Below are 15,132 nucleotides of genomic sequence, written 5' to 3' on the forward strand. Positions count from 1 at the left end.
CCTGATAGTTTGGATCAGAAAATTCAACTTCCACAATACCATGATAAATCGCACCATTGGCAGCTTCACCCCAGGAGCACCGCCATGCCGTACAACATCGTTGATTTTCCTTTTCTTGCGCTCGCACGCCGACTCACGCAAATGACGCGTGTGTTGCCGTCGTGGCCAGCACAGGACAAGAGACTGCGCCGCAACCGGCACGAACTGGCGCAGATGAGCACACGGGAGCTGAACGACCTGGGCATAGGCAGGGGCGACATTCCCGCTTTGCTTGACGACGCGGTGGCCTGGCGCAGGGACAGGGACAGGTGTAAGCCCCCTGCCTGAAGGGCTAGAAAACAGTGCATTGCCCCATCAACCGGCGTGGCATGACGGCGACACTTCTTTCTCAAGTGTTTCCCGGAGGTGCTGCATCATGAACATCGTATTGCTGCCATTGCTGAGCGTGCAACTCGGCAGTCTGTCCCAGTGCGCTAGAGCCCGACACCGTTTTCAGAGCGATCAAACCGGCGCAGCGTCTGCGCGCCGGCAAACACGGCAGCAAACGGCACACCGCGCTGCCGCCCCAGGCGCGGGGGACGTTAGTCAGCCCGCTGAAGCGCTGCGCTCAGTGGGTGATAACCACCAGCACACTGCAGGGTGCTTGTTCAATCAGTGACTTGGACACCGAGCCGCGCCACCAGCGCGCCGCCCAGCCGTCCAGATGCCGATGGCCCACCACGATCAGGTCGGCGGACATCTTGCTGGCGTATTTGGCAATTTCATCGACCGTCTCGCCCAGCAGCACCTCGCCCTTGGCCTGATGGCCGGCAGCGGCGAGCTGGCTCAGGCCTTCGTCAAGAATGTTTTTGTACTTGTCCTTCTCGGCCTCGGCCAGACTGCGGTCATACACGCCGCCTTCGACACCAATCAGGTCCATATAGAGCGGCGTGATGGCAACCAGCGTCAGTGACGCCTGGCTCCACTGCGCCAGGTCGCGGCAGTCAAGCAGGGCCTTCTGGCCGGATTTGGACCCGTCGTAAGCCAGCAATATGTTCTTGTACATGGTGTGCGCTCCTGGGTGGCAGGGTGGAGCTTAAAAGGATAGACGCTCCATGGCCTGTGTGCAATGCGCAATCACCCTTGCTGCGAGAATCAGTCCCATGCATGCCTTGCCCCCTGCCCTTCGCCGCCGCCTGCTGCTGGCCGGCGGCGTGGCGGGCCTGGCAGGCATGTCTGGTGGCGCACTGGCCCTGCCTGCCAAGACGCTGCAGTTTCCGCGCGACTTTGGTGCCCACCCGGACTTCAAGACCGAGTGGTGGTACATCACCGGCCATGCAAGATCCGGCGCGCGCGAATTTGGTTTCCAGCTCACCTTCTTCCGATCGCGTGTAGACGGCACCCAGGCCATGGCCTCAAAGTTTGCAGCCAAACAACTGGTTTTTGCGCACGCGGCCATCACCGACGTGCAAGGCAACAAACTCTGGCACGACCAGCGCATCGCACGCGAGGGTTTTGACATCGCCAGCGCCAGCACCCAGGGCATGGCCCTGACGCTGCGCAACTGGACGCTGCAAAGCCAGCGCAACACCCACAGCGCAAAACTTCCTGCCACCGACTTCAGCCTGGACCTGCAGTTCACCGAAACCCAGCCGCTGCTGCTGCAGGGTGACAAGGGCCTGTCACGCAAGGGGCCTGAGGCAAAACAAGCCAGTTATTACTACAGCCTGCCGCAACTGACGGCGCTCGGCGCGCTGACCATCAAGGGCAAGAAGTTCGATGTGACCGGCAAGGCCTGGCTGGACCATGAGTGGAGCGAAGAAATCCTGCACCCCGATGCCACAGGCTGGGACTGGATGGGCATGAACCTCGACGACGGCAGCGCCCTCACCGCCTTCCGCCTGCGAGACAAGGCCGGAAATACGCTGTGGGACGGCGGGTCTTATCGCTCAGCCGCAGGCGCATTAAACAGCTTCAGTCGCGGCGAGGTGATCTTCAAGCCGATGCGCCGCTGGACCAGCCCGCTGAGCCAAGCCAGCTACCCGGTCGAATGGCTGGTGCGCACACCGGCCGACACCTACGCCGTGCGCGCCGTCATCGACAACCAGGAGCTCGACAGCCGCCAGTCCACCGGGGCGATTTACTGGGAAGGCCTGAGCGAGCTGATCGACAGCAACGGCAAGCTGGTCGGGCGCGGCTACCTGGAGATGACGGGTTACGCATCGCCGCTGCGGCTATAAAGCGCAGAGGGCAATCCCCCAGATCTGCACATCCGCCTGCACCCTTCAGAGAGCCGAATTATCAGGGCTTCAACGCAGGTACCGCTTTGGTCTTCCTGACGCGCGGCGCCAGCTCGCCCGCCACCGCCGCGCGCAGCAGGCGCTGAAAGGTCGGGCACTCGGCGTGGCTGGGCGCGGGGCACACCGCTGCGTGCCTGAGCCCGTTGCGCATGGCCTTCAGGCGCCGGATCGTCTGGTCCAGATCGTCGGCCTTGGCCGATAGCGACTGCCGGTTGATGCTCGCCTTGCCGTCCGGCGAAAACATGGCGCCGATGTCGTCCAGCGAAAACCCCGCCGCTTGCCCCAGCGCAATCAAGGCCAGCTGGTCCAGCACGCCGGGTAAAAACGTGCGGCGCAAGCCTTGCCGGCCCACCGAGGTGATCAGGCCTTTTTCTTCGTAATAACGCAGCGCAGACGCGGGCAGGCCCGACTTTCTGGCGACTTCGGCGATGTCCATCAAAAACCTCTTGACTTCAAGTTGACTTGAACTTGTAGAGTGACAGCAACTTCACTTTTCGTCAACAAGGAATTCACATGAACACATGGACAACAGGCGCAGCGCAGACCGTGCTGGTGGGCGTGGGCGCCACCGCCGTCATGGACATCTGGTTGCTGCTGCTTCAGCGCCTGGGTGTGCCCACGCTCAACTTCACGATGATCGGCCGCTGGGCCGGCCACTGGCGCCACGGCACCTGGAAACACAACGCGATTGCCAAGGCAGCGCCGGTGCAAGGCGAACTTGCCCTGGGCTGGCTGCTGCACTACGCGACGGGCGTTGCCTTCGCGGGCCTGCTGGTCGGCATCGCTGGCCTGCCTTGGTTGACCAACCCGACGCTGCTGCCGGCGCTGGGCGTGGGCATCGCCACGGTGGCCGCGCCCTGGCTGGTCATGCAACCGGCCATGGGCGCAGGCATCGCCTCGTCCCGCACGCCGGCGCCGGCCAAGAACCGCCTGCGCAGCTTGGTCAACCACAGCGTTTTTGGCTTTGGCCTCTACCTGGCAGCCGATCTGGCCGGCGTCTTGATCGCCTGGATCTCGCGATGAAGATTTTTTTCAGAGATTCGTTCACACACACAACCCGAAATGGAAAGCACAACATGAAGAAGCAACAACTGGCCATCATCTTTCACAGCGCCCACGGCCACACGGCGCACATCGCCGGGCACATCCTGGCCGGCGCGCGATCCGTGCCCGGTATCGAGGCGCATTTGCTGAAGGCCGAAGACCTCACCAGCGCACCCGACCGCCTGCTGGACTACGACGGTTTTGTCTTCGGCTCACCCACCTACCTGGGCAGCGTGTCCGGCACCTTCAAGACATTTATGGACGCGACGGGCCGGCTCTGGAAAAGCCACGCGCTCAAGGGCAAGCTGGCAGCGGCCTTCACGGTGTCGTCACTGCCTTCCGGCGACAAACAATCCACCTTGCTGTCGCTCTTTGTGTTTGCCATGCAGCACGGCATGGTCTGGGTGGGCAACGCCATCCTGCCCGAGCAGCGCAGCGGCGTGCCTGAGGAAGAAGCCCTCAACCGGCTGGGCTCGTGGTCGGGCCTGATGGCGCAGGCCGGGCACTCCGCGCCCGCAGACGCCTTTCCGCCCGGTGACATCAAAACCGCACAACTGTTCGGTGCCAATGTCGCCGAAGCACTGCTGCGCATGGCATGCTCTGAGAAAGAAAAGGTGACCGCATGATCCCAAGAAAATTTGAACCCGTCCTCTTCGGCCTGGTGCTGTCAGGCCTGATGTCGCTGCTGGTGTCCGGCATCTCCACCTTCCACGCGACGGGCTTCGTGCCGGGCTTTCTGATGCTGTGGGCGGGTTCATGGCTGATGGCGTGGCTGTTCGCTTTTCCGACTGTGCTGCTGGTGGCGCCGGTGGCGCGGCGGGTGGTGCGGGGGCTTTTGCGGCCGGAGGCCTAGGACAACCGTTGTGCCGCCGCTTACAAATGGGGCCGAAGCCCCCTTTGGATTAAGCCGCGGCTTGGACCGGAAAATAAGGCGGGAACTCAGGAAGACTGAGCAGATTGTCGACGTTAGTCGTATCAGCCTCCGTCTTCAGATACTCGTTACCCCACTCGCTTGTGGCGACTACCACCCATGAGCTGTTTCCGTTTACATGCGTATAAAAACGGTATGTGCCCACCTTGACAAAGTTAATCGCGCTCTGGAGATCAATTCTCCAGTTGACGCCGTTGTGGACGCCCCCTACAGCTTCGATTCTGCGGAAGCGATCCAGACGAGGATTTTTCGCGATGTAATGGATTTGGACCGAGGTTGACATGCTGACCTTTCCGGGCATTAACGCCCATGCGTGATTTGTAAAACCACAGCTGGCTAGTCCGAAATCTGTCAAAATGATCGTGCGTTGGACGTCATTTCTTATGACTGCCTCCCATCCCGAGCTGTTAACGGTTTGGGCGCAGAAGCCAGGGTTGCACCCCTGGCTTTTGTCGTTCTAGTCGTCGAATCCGCTTTCGGCGTCATCGACCCAGACACTATACCTAGCGTTCAAAAGTTATTCAAGCGCTATAGGTAGTGTATCGCCCTTGTTTATAACCTTCTGCGAGCCGGCAAAATACTTACTGGGTTTATGCACAGCCTTAAGCCAGCTAAGGACTGTATATCTACGCCAAACGCTCTTCTTTCTCTCGCAAGCTTAGTAGGGAATTTCTGTGGGTAGTCTGTGGATAACGACGGCAGTTGGTGACGGGTCATTAACGATATTCCCATCGCCCAGCGTCAGGAAATGATTTTTAAACAAGCGGTTACAAATTGAATGTGGCCTAACCGCTAGCTCTGTGCCGGCCCGAACGGGGGTGCAGGCCATTGCACTGAAAAGTGACTTCATAACCTCCTACGCCGATGACACACTGGCCGGCAAACCCGTCAAACTGCGCTTTTTGTGGACGATGGCGGCGCGACTTGGGAAACAACCTGGGGAATGACTTTCACGCGCGTGGGCTGAGGGCCTGTGCGGGCTGACGGGCACTGCCTTCCTCACTTCGCCGCCACTGCCAGCGCTGTTTGTGTAAGCGATTCCCTACGGCGACTGGACCGCGATGCTGACATCCCTGCATCTTGCTGGTGCAAAGATGAACTTTTCATTCAGCGGAGTTGTCATGGCTGACTCAAAACAATCACTGGTGGATCTTGAAACGAAGTTCTGGCAATCCATGGTCGACCAGGATGCGGACGGCGCGGTGGCATTGCTGAGCGAACCGGCGCTGATGGTGAGTTCGCACGGCGCCATGCAGTTCGACCATGCGGGGTATCGAAAAATGGCCGACCAGGGCCCCATGGTTGTTACCGGTTTTGATTTTGAGGACATGCAGGTGGTCTTTCCGAACGAGACCACGGCTGTGCTGACGTATCGCGTCAAGCAGCAAGTCGCGCCGCGCGACAAAAAGGGCCAGGGCATGTCACAGGAAATGAACGACAGCTCGACCTGGATCAAGGTCGGTGACAGCTGGAAGTGTGTGCTCCACACGGAAACACCGGCCGGAAAAAAACCGGGCGGCCATTAACGAGCCGTGCATCAAGCCCTGGTTCACCGGGGTTTGTATAAACCGTGAGCCTGGCCGCAGAATGCTTTGATGACACTGACATGTTTTCAGCGGGCCATGCGGCCGGTCGCCGCCTTGCTGATCACGATGACCGGCTTGTCGCTCAGCGCCCATGGCGTAGAGCTCAAGGACTTCCTGGCCCTGCCCCAACCCACCCCCACGCAACAGATCAGCTACGGCGCTGCGCAAAGCCAGGGCATCGACGTGTTCCTTCCGGCGGGCGCCGGCCCGCACCCGGTCGCCATCATGATTCACGGCGGATGCTGGTCGGACTTTCCGGGCGCGGGGCGTGAGCAGGTCCGGGCCTTGGCGGCGGACTGGGCGCGGCGTGGGGTGGCGGTGTGGAGCGTCGGTTACCGGCGCGCCAACGAAACCGGCGGTGGCTATCCCAACCTGTACCTGGATGTGGCCACGGCGGTGGACCGGCTGCGCAGCGAGGCGCCACGGCTCGGCATAGACCCGACGCGCAGCGTGCTGGCCGGCCATTCGGCGGGCGGGCATCTGGCGCTGTGGGCGGCTTCGCGCACGCGTTTGCCTGCCGCCAGCCCGCTGCGCCGGGCGGGCCATCAGCCGCTGTCGGTGCGCGGTGTGGTCAGCATCGCCGGGGTGGGCGACCTGGCTGCGTTTGCGCCGCACCTGCCGGGCAGTTGCGGGCGCGGGATTCTGCAGCGGCTGATGGGCAGCGGCCCCGACCCGTATGCCGATGTGTCGCCGGCGCGCCTGGGTTTGCCGGAAAGTGTGGGCTCGGTGGTGATGCTCAGCGCGACGGAAGACGGCATCGTGCCGCTGCGCGCCGCACGCGACTACCGCAGTGCGCTGCCAGCCGAGGCCGCCGCACGTGTGCGCCTGCGCGACGTCACGGGCGCGGGGCACTTTGACCTGGTGACGCCGGGCACGCCGGCATTTGAGGCGGTGTTTGAAGAAGTGCGGCGTTTGCTGGGGTAGGTAGATTTACAAGCCAAATCGGCCTCTAGCCCCCGTCTAGCATGCGCAAGCAGCTATAAATTCAATAGCATCTGGCGATTTACACGCGCCACTCATCAAGGCAGCGGCAACAGCTGCAGCACCCAGTCACGCACCGCGACAATGGACGGCTGGTTGCGACTGACCTCGGGATACACCAGGTGAAACGGCTCGCCCTTGAGCTCGGGGCCGAAGGGATTGACCAGCCTGCCCTGCTTCAGCTCGTCGGCGATCAGGGCGCGGCTCATCAGCGCCACACCCTGGCCGGCGAGCGCGGCCGATACGGTGTGGGTTTCGTCCGAAAACACCGGGCCAACCGACGGATCCAGCCCGTGCACCTGGGCCAGCTTCTGCCAGCCTCCCCAGCTGATGGGCGCGCTTTTGGCGTTGCACGACAAAAAGTGCAACAGGCCATGGCGCGGCAAGTCTTGCACCCGCTTGAGCTTGAGCGCCGGGCTGCAGGCGGGTATGAAATCGTTGTCGAACAACTTGTGCGCCACCAGCCCCGGCCAGCGCCCGCTGCCGTAACGGATGGCGATGTCGGCGCTGTGGCCGTCCAGCGCCACCGGCTCGTGGGTGACGTGGATGTGCAGATCGAGCCCGGGGTGCAGCTCGCGCAGGCGGCCCACATGCGGCAGCAACCAGCGTGAGGCCACCGCCGGCGTGGTGGACAGCGTCACATGCCGGCGCTGCGGCACGGTGCGCAGACGGGCCACTGCACCGGCCATGACATCAAAGGCATTGCCCACATCCCCCAGCAGCTCACGCCCGGCGGCGGTCAGTTCAAGCTGCCTGGGCTTGCGCAGGAACAGCGGCACACCGAGCCAGTCTTCCAGCGTGCGCAGCTGGTGGCTGATGGCGGTGGCGGTGACGGACAGCTCATCGGCTGCTCGCCTGGCGCTGCGGTGGCGCGCAGCCGCCTCAAAGGCGCGCAGTGCGGAAAGGGGTGGCAGGGCACGGGCGGTCATGGATGAGAAAAACTTTCTGCAATCAACAAGGAATGATCAGTTGTCCTCAAGCGTAGCAGCAATTAAATTAGCTGTCGACCGGTCCCGTTTTACATGAACTCAACTCACCTGAAAGCCATTCCAATGAGCACCATCCTGCATATCGACTCCAGCGCGCGGCCAGGCCGCGCCGGCGAACACCCCCACGGCTCGCACAGCCGGCGCCTGAGCCACGCCTTTGTCACCCGCTGGCTGGCGGCCCACCCCGGCGACGCGGTGGTGTACCGCGATCTGGGCGTGACGCCGCCCACGCCGGTACAGCACGAATGGATTCCCGCCGCCTTCACACCCGTGGCGCAACGCACGCCCGCGCAAGATGCGACGCTGAAGGAAAGCGACGCGCTGGTGCGCGAACTGCAGCAGGCAGACCTGGTGGTGATCGGCATGCCCATGTACAACTTTGGCATGCCATCAACGCTGAAGGCCTGGGTGGACGGCATCGTGCGCATCGCCCTGACTTTCGATTTCGATCCGGCGCTTGCCAACCCTTACGTTCCGCTGCTGGCCGACAAGCCGCGCCGCGCGGTGATACTGACCTCGCGCGGCGGCAACGGCTTTGACGCCGGCGGCGCGCTGGCGGCGATGAACCATGCCGACACCGCACTGCGGGACGTGCTGGGCTTCATCGGCATCACGGATGTGCACGTGGTCGCCATTGAGCACGAAGAGGAAGGCGGCGAAGCACTGACCAGATCCACCGCGCAGGCACTGGGCCAGGTCGAGGCGCTGGTGGACGAATGGGCAGAAGCGCCTTGCGAAGCAGCGTGACGACCAAACTCCGAAAGCGCAGTCAGGCGACCGTGCAGGCACGTCGCCTATTTGTCCCGGCAGCTTGCGTGGTCGAGATCATTTCTTCGCAGCCAAAGAAAAACCCGCCGAAGCGGGTTTTTTGAAAGTCGATGCTTTCGCATCAACCCATGTGCAAACCACCATTAAGCGAGAAGTCCGCGCCGGTGGCGTAGCCACCTTCGTCCGAGGCAATCCACGAAATGATGGAGGCGATTTCTTCTGGCGTGCCCAGGCGTTTGGCAGGCACACCGGCGACGATTTTCTCAAGCACGTCGGGGCGGATGGCCTTGACCATGTCGGTGCCGATGTAGCCGGGGCTCACGGTGTTGACCGTCACGCCCTTGCTGGCCACCTCTTGCGCCAGCGCCATGGTGAAGCCGTGCAGGCCGGCCTTTGCGGTGGAGTAGTTGACCTGGCCGAACTGGCCTTTCTGGCCGTTGACCGACGAGATGTTGACGATGCGCCCGTAGCCGCCTTCAATCATGCCCTCGATCACCTGCTTGGTGACGTTGAACATGCTGTTGAGGTTGGTGGAAATGACGGCATCCCAGTCGGCCTTGCTCATCTTGCGGAACTGGCCGTCGCGCGTGATGCCGGCGTTGTTGACCAGCACGCTGACCGGGCCGTGATCGGCCTTGACCTTGTCAAAGGCGGCGACGGTGGAGTCCCAGTCGCCGACGTTACCGACGGAGGTGTAGAAGGTGTAGCCCAGCGCCTTCTGCTCGTCTATCCATTTGGTGAAGTCGCGCGTGGGGCCGCAGCCGGCGATGACGGTGAAGCCGTCCTTGTGCAGGCGCTGGCAGATCGCGGTTCCGATGCCGCCCATGCCGCCTGTGACGTATGCAATTCGTTTTGCCATGTGTGTGCTCCTTGAGTTTTAGTTGTCGATCTGGTTTGCAAAAGCCATGCCACCGTGCAGTTTGCGCGCTATCAAATAAATAGCTGGTTGCGCTTGCTGCACAAGGGATGGGGACTGTTTTAACCCAAATTCAGCGTTCCAGTGTGAGGGCAACCCCCATGCCGCCGCCGATACACAGGCTGGCGATGCCTTTTTTGGCGTCGCGGCGCACCATCTCGTGGATCAGCGTGACGAGAATGCGGCAGCCGGACGCGCCGATCGGGTGGCCGATGGCAATCGCGCCGCCGTTGACGTTGACCTTGCTGGTGTCCCAGCCCATCTCTTTGTTGACGGCGCAGGCCTGTGCGGCAAAGGCTTCGTTGATTTCGAGCAGGTCCAGGTCTTGCGCCTTCCAGCCGGCGCGCTGCAGCGCCTTGGTCGATGCGGGCACCGGGCCCATGCCCATGTAGGCCGGGTCCAGGCCGGTGGTGGCGTAGCTGGCAATGCGGGCCAGCGGTGTCAGGCCCAGCGCAGCAGCCTTTTTGGCGGTCATGACCATCACGGCAGCGGCACCGTCGTTGATGCCGGAGGCATTACCCGCAGTCACGCCGCCGGCCTTGTCAAACGCGGGGCGCAGGCCGGCCAGGCCTTCGGCGCTGGTCTTGCGATTGATGAACTCGTCGGCGGAAAACACCAGCGGGTCGCCCTTTTTCTGCGGGATGGAGAAAGGAATGATCTCGCTTGAGAATTTGCCAGCGTCCTGCGCGGCCATGGCCTTGGTCTGGCTGGCCAGGGCCAGCTCGTCCTGCATGTCGCGGCTGATGCTGTACTTCTTGGCGACGTTTTCGGCGGTAATGCCCATGTGGTACTGGTTGTAGACGTCCCACAGGCCATCGACGATCATGGTGTCGACCATCTTCCAGTCGCCCATGCGCTGGCCGTCGCGCGAGCCGTTGAGCACGTGGGGCGCGGCGCTCATGTTCTCCTGCCCGCCGGCAATCACGATCTCGCTGTCGCCGGTGGCAACCGATTGCGCGGCCAGCATGACAGCCTTCAGGCCGGAGCCGCAGACGGCGTTGATGGTGAGGCCGGGAACGCCGTGCGGAAAGCCGGCCTTGACCACGCTTTGCCGCGCCGGATTCTGACCCACGCCTGCAGCCAGCACCTGGCCCATGATGACTTCACCGAGCAGCTCGGGCGACACGCCGGCGCGCTCGGCCACGGCCTTGATGACGGCCGCGCCCATTTCGGTGGCGGGGACCTTGGCCAGGCTGCCGCCGAACTTGCCGACGGCGGTGCGGGCTGCTGAAACGATGACGATGTCTTCCATGATTTACTTTCTCTACGGTTAAATGTGTTCAGGACTCAGGCAGGTCCGAGATCAGGCCTTGGACTTGACGTAGCGGCCAGGCGCGGCTTCGATGACCTTGTACTTGCGGCTGCCATAGGTTTTGGGTGCGGCAATCTGTTTGCCGGCATGGCTCTTGAGCCAGTCTGACCAGTCGGTCCACCAGCTGCCGGGGTGCTCGGTGGCACCCTTGAGCCAGTCGGCTTGGCTCGCCGGAAACTTGCCTTGTGGCAGCTTGTCGTTGGTCCAGTGGCTGCGCTTTTTCTTGGCGGGCGGGTTGATGACGCCGGCAATGTGGCCGGAAGCGCCCATGACAAAACGCTTTTTGCCTGGCAAGACCTGTGTACTGGCGTAAGCGCCGCCTACAGGCACGATGTGGTCTTCGCGCGAACCATAGATATAGGTGGGCATGTCCACTTTGCGCAAGTCCACTTTTTCACCGCAGACCGTGAGCTTGCCGGGCTTGGCGAGGTTGTTCTCAAAATAGGTGTTGCGCAGATACCAGGCGTAAAACGGGCCCGGCAGATTGGTCGAGTCGCTGTTCCAGTAGAGCAGGTCAAACGGCGGCGGGGTTTCGCCCTTGAGGTAGTTGCCGACCACGTAGTTCCAGACCAGATCATTGGGCCGCAGGAAGCTGAAGGTGGAGGCCAGGTCCTGGCCCTTGAGCAGGCCGCCCTTGCCCATCTGCATCTCGCGGAACTGGACGGATTGCTCGTCGATGAAAATGTCGAGGATGCCGGTGTCGCTGAAGTCGAGCAGCGAGGTTAAAAAAGTGGCGCTGGCCACCGGCTTTTCGCCACGCGCAGCCAGAACGGCCAGTGCGGTGGCAAGAATGGTTCCGCCCACACAGAAGCCGAGGGCATTGATGGTTTTGGCGCCGGTTATCTCCTGTGTGACTTCAATCGCCTTGATGGCGGCCTGGTCGATGTAGTCGTCCCAGGTTTTGCCGGACATGGATTCGTCGGGGTTGCGCCAGCTCACCACAAAAGTGCGGTGGCCCTGTGCCACGGCGTAGCGGATCAATGAGTTCTCGGGCTGCAGATCAAGAATGTAGAACTTGTTGATGCAAGGCGGCACCAGCAAAAAAGGACGCTCGTGTACTTTGGCGGTGAGCGGTTTGTATTCAAGCAGCTGAAAAAAATCATTTTCAAAGACCACTGCGCCTTCGGTGGTGGCAACGTTTTTGCCGACTTCGAAAATGCTTTCATCGGTCATTGAGACATGGCCCTGCTTCATGTCGTGCAGCAGGTTGGTCAGGCCCTGGGCGATGCTTTCACCCTGGGTGTCTATGGCTTTTTTCTGCGCCTCGGCATTGAACGCCAGGAAATTGCTGGGGGCGGCGGCGGCCATGGCTTGCTCAACCGCAAAGCGCACACGGGCCTTGGTTTTTTCATCGCCCTCGATGGCGTCGGCCAGGCCCATCAGGGTGCGGGCATTGAGCAGATAGGCCGAGGCGGAAAACTGGGCCACCGGGTTTTGGTGCCAGGCTTCTGCGGCAAAACGCCTGTCGGCAAGACCTTGCGTGCCAGACTGCAAGCCGCTGTTCCAGAGCGCGCTGATGTCTTCGAGGTATTTTTTCTGGATCTCCAGCAGCTTGTGCGGGTCAATCTGCAGCGGTGGCGGCGCAGCTTGCGGTGTGGCCATGCCGATCTGGGGATAACCGGCCGGCATGCCGAGGCCGCCTCCGGCCATTGCGCCCATGACCTGTTTCAGGCCCTGTGCAAAGGTCTCCTGCATCTGTTGGGCCGCTTGCGCCATGTTTGCGTCAGAATTCATGCTTGTCTCCGGGGATATCTGCAGGCTCTTGAAAGGCTGTCTGTGTCGAGCTGTGATAGCCGCGGCAGGTCAACTCTAGTATCGTGGAAACTTTCTCAACTCCTGACGCAGCGCAAAGATTTATGTATTTAATCGTCATTGCCTGGATGTATGTCGTGCTCATGATGAGCGTCGCAGAAGCCACCCACTCAAGCGGTACGCTGCTGGGCGCGCTCATGACCTTTGTACTCTATGGCGTGGGGCCCGTGGCATTGGTGGTTTACCTGATGGGTGCACCATCACGGCGCAAGGCCATCAAGGCCCGTGAAGCAGCCGAAGCCGCGGAGGCGACCACGCTGATGCCTTCCTCATTCGAGCCAGATGCAGGCAGCCATGCGGCCGGTGGTGCCAAAACCGTTGCCCTTGATGCCGGCATCACGCCGATGCGAAAAGAACCGTGAGGCATTGCCCACGGTGCACCAGGGTGCACTGCCGTCATTGCCAAAGATCTGCGTGATACCCAGCGCCTGAAGCCGGAGCCGGGCCAGGCCGGCGAGGTCGGCCAGGTATTTGCCCGGCGCGGCTGCAGTGAAACAAACAGCGGCGCGAGGATCAATGTCCACAAAAGCCGCCCTCACCTCTGCGCCCACTTCAAAAGCTGCCGGGCCTATGCACGGCCCCAACCATGCTATGGTATTGATAGCTGCTCGCGCTTGTCCGGCAAGGGCTGGTGCCCAAAAATGTTCACAAGTCTGTTCCAGCACCCCGCGCCCATGCTCCCCGGCCAGGCCGCGCCAGCCGGCGTGGGCGGCCGCAACGCCCGAGCCCTGGGTGTCGGTCAACAACACCGGCAGGCAGTCAGCCACCATGATGGTGCATGCAATGCGGCGCTGCGAGGTGATGGCGGCGTCGGCCCGCTGGCCCTGCGGTGTGCCACCGTCCAGCGGCAGCACCGACCAGCCATGTATCTGCTGCAGAAATACCGGATTGGCGCCGGTCGCCTGCGCCAGCAGCTCACGGTTGGCTGCCACAAGCGCCGGCGCATCGCCGACGTGGTCGCCCAGGTTCATGCTGTCCCAGGGCGTGACGGACACTCCCCCCTGCCGGGTCGTGAAGACCGCACGCACGCCGGATGGCGCGGGCCAGTCGGGGATCAGCCAGTCGGGATTCACCACCGCGCCGCCAGGCGGTCAATTTTCCGACGGGCCGCCCCTAGGAAAATTAGCCCCCTCGGGGGGCAGCGAAACACACGAAGTGGTGAGCGTGGGGGCCACATGTTCAGGGCTCGTTGTCCGGACAGGCCGAGGGCTGGGCTTTCTGGAAAGCCTCCAGCGCCATGCAGGCTTCAAAAGCGGCCATGGTGCGCGGCAGGCCGTCGAAGTTCACCTTGAAGCGCCGGCCATTGAAAATTTGTGGCACCAGGCAACAGTCGGCGAGGGTCGGCGTGTCGCCATAGCAGTAGGTCGAAGGGGGTAGCTGGCTCAGTTGTCGCTCGAAGGCTTCCAGCCCTTCCCGCACCCAGTGCTGGTACCAGGTGTTTTTGGCTTCTTCATCAATCTTGAGCTCGCGCACCAGGTACTTGAGTACGCGCAGGTTGTTCAGCGGGTGGATCTCGCAGGCGATGGACTGCGCCAGCGCGCGGACCCTGGCGCGGCCCACGGCGTCGGCTGGCAGCAGCGCGGGTGTGGGGTGCTTTTCGTCGAGGTATTCAATGATGGCCATGGACTGCGACAGGCGCTCGCCCTCATCGGTTTCCAGCATGGGCACCAGCATGTTGGCCGACACGGCGGCATAGTCGTCCTTGCGATGATCGCCTTTTGCAATATGCACCGGCAGGTAGTCGTAAGGCAGGCCCTTGAGCTGCAGTGCAATACGCACGCGGTAGGACGCGGATGAACGGAAGTAGTTGTAGAGTTTCATGGAGGACAGCATAAAGGAAACGAATCGCCTGGGCGACTGGCGAATGTGCCCGGGCCCGCTACCATGCCCGATTGCCTAAAACCCTTGAAGCGGAGATACCCATGAGCGCCATCCCATCACGCACCAACCACCAGGTCCGCTTGGCCAGCCGCCCGGTCGGCCTGCCGACACGTGACAACTGGAGCTTCACCACGGAGCCGGTCGCCGAGCCCGGCCCTGGCGGCGTGCTGGTCAAGACCCTGTGCCTGTCGCTGGATCCGGCCATGCGGGGCTGGATGAACGAGGGCAAAAGCTACATCCCGCCGGTCGAGATCGGTGCGGTAATGCGGGCCGGCGGCGTCGGTCAGGTGATCGCGTCGAACAACACCACCTTTGCCGTGGGTGACTACGTCAACGCCGGGCTGGATGTGCAGGAATACTGCCTGATCCCCGAAGAACAGATCAAGCGCAGCGGCATGTTCAAGATTGATGCGCGCATGGGCCTGACCTCCTGGCTCAACGTGCTCGGCATGCCAGGCATGACCGGTTATTTCGGACTGATGGACGTGGGCCAGCCCAAGCCTGGCGAAACTGTGGTGGTGTCGGGCGCGGCAGGTGCTGTCGGCCAGACCGTCGGCCAGATCGCCAAGCTCAAGGGCTGCCGCGTGGTCGGCATTGCCGGCGGCAAGGCCAAGTGCGACTGGGTCGTCAAAG

Annotated in this window: 18 protein-coding genes and 1 pseudogene; 10 read left to right on the plus strand and 9 right to left on the minus strand. The window is 62.3% G+C overall.

Annotated elements, in window-relative coordinates; all coding sequences use genetic code 11:
- Nucleotides 1-84 precede the first annotated feature (84 nt).
- Nucleotides 85-327, plus strand: coding sequence for a DUF1127 domain-containing protein (locus H0W47_RS09600; RefSeq protein ID WP_296923682.1), 243 nt, complete (start codon nt 85-87; stop codon nt 325-327).
- Between the two features lie 280 nt (nt 328-607).
- On the opposite strand, the gene H0W47_RS09605 is transcribed toward H0W47_RS09600, so the two are convergent.
- Nucleotides 608-1,045: a universal stress protein gene (locus H0W47_RS09605; protein WP_296923684.1), complete on the minus strand. Its 438-nt coding sequence runs from the start codon at nt 1,043-1,045 to the stop codon at nt 608-610.
- Between the two features lie 97 nt (nt 1,046-1,142).
- Between H0W47_RS09605 and H0W47_RS09610 the strand changes: the two genes are divergently transcribed.
- Nucleotides 1,143-2,219: a carotenoid 1,2-hydratase gene (locus H0W47_RS09610; RefSeq protein ID WP_296923686.1), complete on the plus strand. Its 1,077-nt coding sequence runs from the start codon at nt 1,143-1,145 to the stop codon at nt 2,217-2,219.
- Between the two features lie 61 nt (nt 2,220-2,280).
- Here H0W47_RS09610 and H0W47_RS09615 read toward each other — a convergent pair whose 3' ends face one another.
- Nucleotides 2,281-2,715, minus strand: a complete 435-nt coding sequence (locus H0W47_RS09615) for a helix-turn-helix domain-containing protein (protein ID WP_296923688.1) — start codon at nt 2,713-2,715, stop codon at nt 2,281-2,283.
- A gap of 77 nt (nt 2,716-2,792) precedes the next feature.
- On the opposite strand from H0W47_RS09615, the gene H0W47_RS09620 reads away from it, so the two are divergent.
- Genes H0W47_RS09620 through H0W47_RS09630 form a run of 3 tightly spaced genes read left to right on the plus strand, consistent with a single transcriptional unit; the run spans nt 2,793 to nt 4,176 of the window.
- Nucleotides 2,793-3,302, plus strand: a complete 510-nt coding sequence (locus H0W47_RS09620; RefSeq protein ID WP_296923690.1) for a DUF2938 domain-containing protein — start codon at nt 2,793-2,795, stop codon at nt 3,300-3,302.
- Between the two features lie 53 nt (nt 3,303-3,355).
- On the plus strand, nt 3,356-3,949 hold the full coding sequence (locus H0W47_RS09625) for a flavodoxin family protein (protein ID WP_296923691.1): 594 nt from the start codon (nt 3,356-3,358) through the stop codon (nt 3,947-3,949).
- Nucleotides 3,946-4,176: a DUF2798 domain-containing protein gene (locus H0W47_RS09630; RefSeq protein ID WP_296923692.1), complete on the plus strand. Its 231-nt coding sequence runs from the start codon at nt 3,946-3,948 to the stop codon at nt 4,174-4,176. The genes H0W47_RS09625 and H0W47_RS09630 overlap by 4 nt, the downstream gene beginning before the upstream one ends.
- Nucleotides 4,177-4,225: 49 nt before the next feature.
- Here H0W47_RS09630 and H0W47_RS09635 read toward each other — a convergent pair whose 3' ends face one another.
- Nucleotides 4,226-4,537, minus strand: coding sequence for a DUF3892 domain-containing protein (locus H0W47_RS09635; protein ID WP_296923694.1), 312 nt, complete (start codon nt 4,535-4,537; stop codon nt 4,226-4,228).
- Between the two features lie 838 nt (nt 4,538-5,375).
- Between H0W47_RS09635 and H0W47_RS09640 the strand changes: the two genes are divergently transcribed.
- Nucleotides 5,376-5,780 (plus strand): nuclear transport factor 2 family protein, encoded by a 405-nt coding sequence (locus tag H0W47_RS09640; RefSeq protein WP_296923695.1) that lies wholly within the window; start codon nt 5,376-5,378, stop codon nt 5,778-5,780.
- Between the two features lie 69 nt (nt 5,781-5,849).
- Nucleotides 5,850-6,764, plus strand: a complete 915-nt coding sequence (locus tag H0W47_RS09645) for an alpha/beta hydrolase (RefSeq protein WP_296923696.1) — start codon at nt 5,850-5,852, stop codon at nt 6,762-6,764.
- A 95-nt stretch (nt 6,765-6,859) separates the two neighbouring features.
- Here H0W47_RS09645 and H0W47_RS09650 read toward each other — a convergent pair whose 3' ends face one another.
- Nucleotides 6,860-7,750 carry a LysR substrate-binding domain-containing protein gene (locus tag H0W47_RS09650; RefSeq protein WP_296923698.1) on the minus strand — a complete coding sequence of 297 codons (891 nt, stop codon included), beginning with the start codon at nt 7,748-7,750 and terminating at the stop codon, nt 6,860-6,862.
- 123 nt (nt 7,751-7,873) lie between these two features.
- On the opposite strand from H0W47_RS09650, the gene H0W47_RS09655 reads away from it, so the two are divergent.
- A complete protein-coding gene (locus H0W47_RS09655; protein WP_296923700.1) occupies nt 7,874-8,557 on the plus strand; it encodes an NAD(P)H-dependent oxidoreductase in 684 nt (227 codons plus the stop codon).
- A 142-nt stretch (nt 8,558-8,699) separates the two neighbouring features.
- On the opposite strand, the gene phbB is transcribed toward H0W47_RS09655, so the two are convergent.
- The 3 genes from phbB to H0W47_RS09670 all read right to left on the minus strand — a co-directional run bounded on the left by phbB (nt 8,700) and on the right by H0W47_RS09670 (nt 12,540).
- A complete protein-coding gene (gene phbB / locus H0W47_RS09660) occupies nt 8,700-9,437 on the minus strand; it encodes an acetoacetyl-CoA reductase (protein ID WP_296923703.1) in 738 nt (245 codons plus the stop codon).
- A gap of 130 nt (nt 9,438-9,567) precedes the next feature.
- Entirely contained in the window at nt 9,568-10,746 is a 1,179-nt protein-coding gene (locus H0W47_RS09665) for an acetyl-CoA C-acetyltransferase (protein ID WP_296923705.1), read from the minus strand.
- Between the two features lie 51 nt (nt 10,747-10,797).
- On the minus strand, nt 10,798-12,540 hold the full coding sequence (locus H0W47_RS09670) for a class I poly(R)-hydroxyalkanoic acid synthase (protein WP_296923707.1): 1,743 nt from the start codon (nt 12,538-12,540) through the stop codon (nt 10,798-10,800).
- A 122-nt stretch (nt 12,541-12,662) separates the two neighbouring features.
- Here H0W47_RS09670 and H0W47_RS09675 point away from each other — a divergent pair, with 122 nt between their 5' ends.
- Nucleotides 12,663-12,980 (plus strand): hypothetical protein, encoded by a 318-nt coding sequence (locus tag H0W47_RS09675; RefSeq protein ID WP_296923710.1) that lies wholly within the window; start codon nt 12,663-12,665, stop codon nt 12,978-12,980.
- Here the strand turns inward: H0W47_RS09675 and pgeF are convergent.
- Nucleotides 12,888-13,691 carry a peptidoglycan editing factor PgeF gene (gene pgeF, locus H0W47_RS09680; protein WP_296923713.1) on the minus strand — a complete coding sequence of 268 codons (804 nt, stop codon included), beginning with the start codon at nt 13,689-13,691 and terminating at the stop codon, nt 12,888-12,890. The two genes, H0W47_RS09675 and pgeF, sit on opposite strands and share 93 nt — an antisense overlap.
- 106 nt (nt 13,692-13,797) lie before the next feature.
- Nucleotides 13,798-14,439: a maleylacetoacetate isomerase gene (gene maiA / locus H0W47_RS09685; RefSeq protein WP_296923715.1), complete on the minus strand. Its 642-nt coding sequence runs from the start codon at nt 14,437-14,439 to the stop codon at nt 13,798-13,800.
- A 101-nt stretch (nt 14,440-14,540) separates the two neighbouring features.
- Between maiA and H0W47_RS09690 the strand changes: the two are divergent.
- Nucleotides 14,541-15,132: pseudogene (locus tag H0W47_RS09690) on the plus strand (NADP-dependent oxidoreductase); the annotation flags it as partial.

It is taken from the genome of Polaromonas sp. (genome assembly GCF_013817205.1).
GTDB lineage: Bacteria > Pseudomonadota > Gammaproteobacteria > Burkholderiales > Burkholderiaceae_C > Polaromonas.

Coding starts and splice junctions, on each gene's coding strand:
- H0W47_RS09630 (WP_296923692.1), top strand. CDS start 3,946: ATGATCCCAAGAAAATTTGAACCCGTCCTCTTCGGCCTGGTGCTGTCA.
- H0W47_RS09635 (WP_296923694.1), bottom strand. CDS start 4,537: ATGTCAACCTCGGTCCAAATCCATTACATCGCGAAAAATCCTCGTCTG.
- phbB (WP_296923703.1), bottom strand. CDS start 9,437: ATGGCAAAACGAATTGCATACGTCACAGGCGGCATGGGCGGCATCGGA.
- H0W47_RS09665 (WP_296923705.1), bottom strand. CDS start 10,746: ATGGAAGACATCGTCATCGTTTCAGCAGCCCGCACCGCCGTCGGCAAG.
- H0W47_RS09670 (WP_296923707.1), bottom strand. CDS start 12,540: ATGAATTCTGACGCAAACATGGCGCAAGCGGCCCAACAGATGCAGGAG.
- H0W47_RS09645 (WP_296923696.1), top strand. CDS start 5,850: ATGACACTGACATGTTTTCAGCGGGCCATGCGGCCGGTCGCCGCCTTG.
- H0W47_RS09605 (WP_296923684.1), bottom strand. CDS start 1,045: ATGTACAAGAACATATTGCTGGCTTACGACGGGTCCAAATCCGGCCAG.
- H0W47_RS09675 (WP_296923710.1), top strand. CDS start 12,663: ATGTATTTAATCGTCATTGCCTGGATGTATGTCGTGCTCATGATGAGC.
- H0W47_RS09650 (WP_296923698.1), bottom strand. CDS start 7,750: ATGACCGCCCGTGCCCTGCCACCCCTTTCCGCACTGCGCGCCTTTGAG.
- H0W47_RS09620 (WP_296923690.1), top strand. CDS start 2,793: ATGAACACATGGACAACAGGCGCAGCGCAGACCGTGCTGGTGGGCGTG.
- H0W47_RS09625 (WP_296923691.1), top strand. CDS start 3,356: ATGAAGAAGCAACAACTGGCCATCATCTTTCACAGCGCCCACGGCCAC.
- H0W47_RS09615 (WP_296923688.1), bottom strand. CDS start 2,715: ATGGACATCGCCGAAGTCGCCAGAAAGTCGGGCCTGCCCGCGTCTGCG.
- H0W47_RS09655 (WP_296923700.1), top strand. CDS start 7,874: ATGAGCACCATCCTGCATATCGACTCCAGCGCGCGGCCAGGCCGCGCC.
- H0W47_RS09640 (WP_296923695.1), top strand. CDS start 5,376: ATGGCTGACTCAAAACAATCACTGGTGGATCTTGAAACGAAGTTCTGG.
- maiA (WP_296923715.1), bottom strand. CDS start 14,439: ATGAAACTCTACAACTACTTCCGTTCATCCGCGTCCTACCGCGTGCGT.
- H0W47_RS09600 (WP_296923682.1), top strand. CDS start 85: ATGCCGTACAACATCGTTGATTTTCCTTTTCTTGCGCTCGCACGCCGA.
- H0W47_RS09610 (WP_296923686.1), top strand. CDS start 1,143: ATGCATGCCTTGCCCCCTGCCCTTCGCCGCCGCCTGCTGCTGGCCGGC.